This is a genomic window from Pseudomonas sp. LPH60 (assembly GCF_030718165.1).
GTDB classification, from domain to species: Bacteria; Pseudomonadota; Gammaproteobacteria; order Pseudomonadales; family Pseudomonadaceae; genus Aquipseudomonas; species Aquipseudomonas danubii.
Genome location: NZ_JAVAJH010000005.1, coordinates 671,772 through 677,771, shown reverse-complemented (window position 1 = coordinate 677,771; position 6,000 = coordinate 671,772). Strand labels below are relative to the sequence as shown.

Genomic DNA, 6,000 nt, shown 5'->3' with positions numbered 1-6,000 from the left:
TTTTCATAAATCTGTCATATCGATCAGAAAAGCCCATAAAAGCAAAAGCCGGCCCATCAGGGCCGGCCTTTGTTGTCTCGCTCCTTACACTTACAAGCTAGGGAAGGCGAACTGCGACGCTTCATGGCTGGCACGTTGCGGCCAACGCTGGGTAATAGCCTTGCGGCGGGTATAGAAACGCACGCCATCAGGACCATAAGCATGCAGGTCGCCGAACAGCGAACGCTTCCAGCCACCAAAGCTGTGATAAGCCACTGGCACTGGCAGCGGTACGTTGACGCCCACCATGCCCACTTCAATCTCGTCACAGAACAGACGCGCCGCTTCACCGTCACGGGTAAAGATGCAGGTACCGTTGCCATACTCATGATCGTTGATCAGTTGCATAGCCTCTTCCAGGCTATTGACCCGAACGATGCACAGCACCGGACCAAAGATCTCTTCTTTATAGATGCGCATCTCAGGTGTGACGCGATCGAACAGGCAGCCACCCAGGAAGAAGCCCTCTTCATGACCGGCAACGCTCAGGCCACGGCCGTCCACCACCAGTTGCGCACCGGCAGCGACGCCCTCCTCTACATAACCACTGACCTTATCGCGAGCCTGGGCAGTCACCAGCGGCCCCATGTCCAGGCCACAGGAAGTGCCGGCACCAATCTTCAGCGCCTTGATCTGCGGAACCAACTTGGTCACAAGAGCATCCGCCACTTGATCACCCACGCACACAGCTACCGAAATCGCCATGCAACGCTCGCCACAGGAACCATAGGCTGCGCCCATCAAAGCACTGACGGCATTATCCAGATCGGCATCAGGCATCAGCACCGCATGGTTCTTCGCCCCGCCCAATGCCTGAACCCGCTTGCCGCGCTTGGTGCCTTCGGCATAGATGTACTCGGCAATGGGAGTCGACCCTACAAAACTCAGCGCCTTGACTTCCGGCGCCTCGATCAGCGCATCCACCGCAGCCTTGTCACCATGCACCACGTTCAGCACGCCCTTGGGCAGACCGGCCTCATGCAGCAGCTCGGCAATCAACAGGGTGGAGCTTGGATCGCGCTCGGACGGCTTGAGGATAAAGCAGTTACCGCAAACGATCGCCAGCGGGTACATCCACAGCGGAACCATGGCCGGGAAGTTGAACGGGGTGATACCGGCCACCACGCCCAACGGCTGGAAGTCGGACCAGGCATCGATGTTCGGGCCGACATTACGACTGTATTCGCCCTTGAGGATTTCCGGCGCGGCACAGGCATATTCGACGTTCTCGATACCGCGCTTCAATTCACCAGCCGCGTCCTCCAGCGTCTTGCCGTGTTCTTCACTGATCAGCTGGGCAATGCGTGCCTCGTTCTGCTCCAGCAGTTGTTTGAAGCGAAACATAACCTGGGCGCGCTTGGCCGGTGGCGTATTACGCCAGGCCGGGAACGCGGATTTGGCAGAGTCAATGGCTTGCTGGATGGTTTCACGGCTGGCCAACGGCACTTTATGAATCGCCTTGCCAGTGGAAGGGTTGAATACGTCGCTGCTACGACCGTTGTCGCTGACCAGTTCGCCGTGGATCAGGTGTTGAATCAAACTCATGCGGGGACTCCTGAAAAGGGGGAAGGCGCAGGCACGAAACGCTTCATGCCTGCCTCTATATAAGAAGGATCGAATCAGTCGAGCTTGTTCAGCACTTCGCCAACCGCATCGAACAGACGATCGAGGTCTTGCGGCTTGCTATTGAAGGTTGGGCCGAACTGCAGGGTGTCGCCGCCGAAGCGCACATAGAAGCCAGCTTTCCACAGGGCCATGCCGGCCTCGAACGGACGCACAATCGCATCACCATCACGGGCCGCGATCTGGATCGCACCGGCCAGGCCGAAGTTACGGATGTCGATCACGTTCTTCGCGCCCTTGATGCCGTGCAGCGCATTCTCAAAATGCGGAGCAACTTCAGCCACGCTCTGCACCAGGTTTTCCTTCTGCAGCAGATCCAGTGCCGCCAGACCCGCAGCGCACGCCACCGGGTGCGCCGAATAGGTGTAGCCGTGGGGGAATTCCACGGCGTACTCGGGCGTCGCCTGGTTCATGAAGGTCTGATAGATCTCGGAGCTGGCAATCACCGCGCCCATGGGAATGGCGCCGTTGGTGACCTGCTTGGCCACACACATCAGATCCGGGGTTACGCCGAAGCTGTCGGCGCCGAACATCGCCCCCGTACGACCGAAGCCTGTGATCACTTCGTCGAACACCAGCAGGATGTTGTGCTGATCACAGATTTCTCGCAGACGCTTGAGATAACCCTGTGGCGGCACCAGTACGCCAGCCGAGCCAGCCATCGGCTCGACGAAGACCGCAGCGATATTGGAAGCATCGTGCAGTTCGATCAGCTTCAGCAGCTCATCGGCCAGGGCAATACCGCCCTGCTCCGGCATGCCACGGGAAAACGCGTTACTGGCCAGCAGAGTGTGCGGCAGGTGGTCCACATCCATCATTGCCTGGCCGAACAGTTTACGGTTGCCGTTGACCCCGCCCAGACTGGTGCCGGCGATGTTCACACCGTGATAGCCACGGGCACGGCCAATCATCTTGGTCTTGGTCGACTGGCCTTTCAGGCGCCAGTAGGCACGCACCATCTTCACTGCGGTATCAGCGCACTCGGAGCCGGAGTCGGTGAAGAACACATGGTTCAGGTTGCCCGGAGTCAGGTCGGTGATTTTTTCCGCCAGTTGAAACGACAGCGGGTGACCGTATTGGAAGCCTGGGGAGTAATCCAGGGTGCCCAGTTGCTTGGATACCGCTTCCTGGATCTCTTTGCGCGAGTGACCGGCGCCGCAGGTCCACAGACCGGACAGCGAGTCATAGACCTTGCGGCCCTTGTCATCCACCAGCCAGCTGCCTTCGGCGCCGACGATCAGGCGCGGGTCGCGTTGGAAGTTGCGATTGGCGGTGTAGGGCATCCAGTGAGCGTCAAGCTTGAGCTGACTGGCCAAAGATGGAATCGCGGTTTCCGGCATGTTCATGAGCAAAACCTCGCAAGGCAATGAAGCGGCGTAGGAATAAAAGCGTTGTTGCGACTAAGTTGCCACGGCTATAAAGTCGGTGAAATCCAACTTTAATAACCTTCAGTCTGGCATCCACTAAACTATGAGCAGCCGTCGCGCCGACCCGCTGGCGCAAGTCAGCGATTTTGATATCCGCCTGCTGCGGATCTTTCGCAGTGTTGTGGAATGCGGTGGTTTCTCCGCCGCAGAGACCGTGCTCGGCATTGGCCGCTCGGCCATCAGCCAACAGATGAGTGATCTGGAGCAACGGGTCGGCCTGCGCCTGTGCCAACGTGGACGCGCCGGCTTTTCCCTCACAGAAGAAGGCCGCGAGGTCTATCAGTCGAGCCTGCAACTGCTCAGCGCCCTGGAGAGTTTCCGCACCGAGGTCAACGGCCTGCACCGCCACCTGCGGGGCGAGTTGATCATCGGCCTCACCGACAACCTGGTGACCCTGCCCCACATGCGCATCACCCACGCCCTGGCGCAATTGAAGGAGCGCGGCCCGGACGTGCAGATCCAGATCCGCATGATCGCCCCCAACGAAGTCGAGCAAGGGGTACTCGACGGTCGCCTGCACGTCGGCGTGGTGCCCCAGGCCAGTGCCCTGTCTGGATTGGAGTATCAGCCGCTGTATGACGAACGTTCGTTGCTGTACTGCGCGGTGGGCCATCCCCTGTTCTACGTGGACGACAAGCAACTGGACGATCAGCGTCTCAATGACCAGGACGCCATTGCCCCGACCTTCCGCCTGCCCGCGGAAATCCAGGCCCACTATCAAGCATTGAACTGCACCGCCAGCGCATCCGACCGCGAAGGCATGGCCTTCCTGATCCTCACCGGACGCTATATCGGCTACCTCCCTGACCACTACGCCACCCTCTGGGTGCAGCAAGGCCGGTTGCGCGCGCTCAAGCCCAAGTCGCGCTTCTATGACCTGAGCCTGGCATCGGTCACACGCAAGGGCCGGCGCCCCCACCTGGTGCTGGAAAGCTTCCTGGAGAGCCTGGCGGCGACCCGCTGAAAACCGGCAAAGCCCGCGCAAAGCCCCGTACTCGCAAGGCCGCATCGACAACCAGAGAAAATGGCCTGAGCACCTGGACAGCTTTTTTGCAAAGACCTCGGCACCTAGCACCTTCAGCCCGAGCTCCACGCCCTTCAGCCAGATGCTTCCCGCTGCAGTGAACTGATCCACGGACTCAACGACCGCCGCAACCCCTGGCAGCCCTGCTGATGCGCCTGCTGCCGGACGGTAAAAGCCTGCCAAACGACATAAATCCGGCGCCGGAAAATCACTGCCTGAAGGCCCGCTGAAGCTTTTGTCGCGCCAAGGCTTGTCTGATCAACCTGGGTGCGCTATCAACGCACAGGTTGCACCCACAGACTTGCTCGGAAACCTCCATGACCTTTGAAGTCCCCGCCCACAGCACTCCTCACCCAGGCAAACCCGCCAGCCGCATTCGGCAGAAGAATGAAGAGGCCATCATCCAGGCCGCCGAGGACGAGTTCGCCCGTCACGGCTTCAAAGGCACCAGCATGAACACCATCGCGCAGAAGGCCGGCCTGCCCAAAGCCAACCTGCACTACTACTTCACCAACAAACTGGGGCTGTACATCGCGGTGCTGAGCAACATCCTCGAACTCTGGGACAGCACCTTCAACACCCTCACCGCCGAGGATGACCCGGCCGAGGCCCTGACCCGCTACATCCGCGCCAAGATGGAATTTTCCCGTCGCCAGCCACAGGCCTCGCGGATCTTCGCCATGGAAATCATCAGTGGCGGCGAATGCCTGAGCGAATACTTCAGCCAGGACTACCGCGCCTGGTTCCAAGGCCGGGCCAATGTGTTCCAGGCCTGGATCGACGCCGGCAAGATGGACCCGGTTGACCCAGTGCACCTGATCTTCCTGCTCTGGGGCAGCACCCAGCACTACGCCGACTTCGCCACCCAGATCTGCCGCGTCACCGGCCGCAGCCGCCTGACCAAGCAGGATTTCGAAGAGGCCGGCACCAACCTGATCCGCATCATCCTCAAAGGCTGTGGCCTGACTCCCGCCCAGAAAGACTGACGCTCATGCCCTTTACCCTGGCCGGCCTTTGCGAGTACCGCGAAGAGATTCGCAAAAGCCGCTTCATCACCTTTGCCGCGCCCATCACCAGCGCGGTCGAAGCCCAAGCCTTCATCCAGCAATACAGTGACCTCAACGCCTCCCACAATTGCTGGGCGTGGAAGCTGGCCGATCAGTACCGCAGCAACGACGACGGCGAACCCGGCGGCACCGCCGGACGGCCGATCCTCGCGGCCATCGAGGCCCAGGATTGCGATCAGGTAGCCGTGCTGGTGATCCGCTGGTACGGCGGCATCCAGCTGGGCACTGGTGGCCTGGCCCGGGCCTACGGCGGCGGTGCCAACAAATGCCTGCAAGGCGCCGAACGCATCGCCCTGGTCAACCGCGTACCGCTGCGCTGCGCCTGCAGTTTCAGCGAGCTGGCCCTGGTCAAGTTGCGGATCGCCGAACTGGGCGGGTTGCTGGTAGAGGAAGACTTCACCGCCAATGGCGTGGAGTTGCAACTGGCCCTGGGCGAAGAGCAGATCGATACCCTGCAACAGCAGTTGGCCGACCTCAGCCGCGGACGCATCCTCTTGCAGCGCTGAGCGCACCAACCCGGCCCGAGTACCTTGTGCATAACCCGGCAGAGCCTCCCGCAGTTGCCCACATCTGCTGTGCACCCGACTGTGGATAACCTGAGCACATAACGCTGTAACCCTTCTGTAACGTGGCTTTGCGGGCTTTGTTCATTTTTTGCCCAAAGTTCCTCCAGTGGACTTTTTTGCAACGTAAAACAGTAAGTTAGAGTGGTTTATCGCGGTTGGAAGGCAAGGCTGCCGGGCTTATGCCCAAGTTCCAGGCTTGCACACAAATACTGTGGAGCAAGCTGTGGATAACCCGTGCAAGGCTGCTCCAGCCG

General features: G+C 60.2%; 5 protein-coding genes. 3 read left to right on the top strand and 2 right to left on the bottom strand.

Annotated features, from left to right (window positions below; genetic code table 11):
• Positions 1–90 precede the first annotated feature (90 nt).
• Complete coding sequence (locus Q8O96_RS21535) at positions 91–1,584, bottom strand: CoA-acylating methylmalonate-semialdehyde dehydrogenase (protein ID WP_102863050.1); 1,494 nt, start codon at positions 1,582–1,584, stop codon at positions 91–93.
• Positions 1,585–1,658: 74 nt separating this feature from the next.
• The gene (locus tag Q8O96_RS21530) at positions 1,659–3,008 is read right to left on the bottom strand and encodes an aspartate aminotransferase family protein (protein ID WP_207167025.1); all 1,350 of its coding nucleotides are present in this window, start codon (positions 3,006–3,008) and stop codon (positions 1,659–1,661) included.
• 124 nt (positions 3,009–3,132) lie between these two features.
• On the opposite strand from Q8O96_RS21530, the gene Q8O96_RS21525 reads away from it, so the two are divergent.
• The 3 genes from Q8O96_RS21525 (at position 3,133) to Q8O96_RS21515 (ending at position 5,686) form a co-directional block, all read left to right on the top strand.
• Positions 3,133–4,053, top strand: coding sequence for a LysR family transcriptional regulator (locus Q8O96_RS21525; protein WP_102863048.1), 921 nt, complete (start codon positions 3,133–3,135; stop codon positions 4,051–4,053).
• A gap of 377 nt (positions 4,054–4,430) precedes the next feature.
• Positions 4,431–5,099: a TetR/AcrR family transcriptional regulator gene (locus Q8O96_RS21520; protein WP_102863047.1), complete on the top strand. Its 669-nt coding sequence runs from the start codon at positions 4,431–4,433 to the stop codon at positions 5,097–5,099.
• 5 nt (positions 5,100–5,104) lie between these two features.
• Complete coding sequence (locus tag Q8O96_RS21515; protein ID WP_102863046.1) at positions 5,105–5,686, top strand: YigZ family protein; 582 nt, start codon at positions 5,105–5,107, stop codon at positions 5,684–5,686.
• The last annotated feature ends 314 nt before the right edge of the window (positions 5,687–6,000 follow it).

What these genes read in the sequence shown, in the direction of transcription:
- Q8O96_RS21520 (WP_102863047.1), top strand. Translation starts at nt 4,431, where the DNA reads ATGACCTTTGAAGTCCCCGCCCACAGCACTCCTCACCCAGGCAAACCC.
- Q8O96_RS21530 (WP_207167025.1), bottom strand. Translation starts at nt 3,008, where the DNA reads ATGAACATGCCGGAAACCGCGATTCCATCTTTGGCCAGTCAGCTCAAG.
- Q8O96_RS21525 (WP_102863048.1), top strand. Translation starts at nt 3,133, where the DNA reads ATGAGCAGCCGTCGCGCCGACCCGCTGGCGCAAGTCAGCGATTTTGAT.
- Q8O96_RS21535 (WP_102863050.1), bottom strand. Translation starts at nt 1,584, where the DNA reads ATGAGTTTGATTCAACACCTGATCCACGGCGAACTGGTCAGCGACAAC.
- Q8O96_RS21515 (WP_102863046.1), top strand. Translation starts at nt 5,105, where the DNA reads ATGCCCTTTACCCTGGCCGGCCTTTGCGAGTACCGCGAAGAGATTCGC.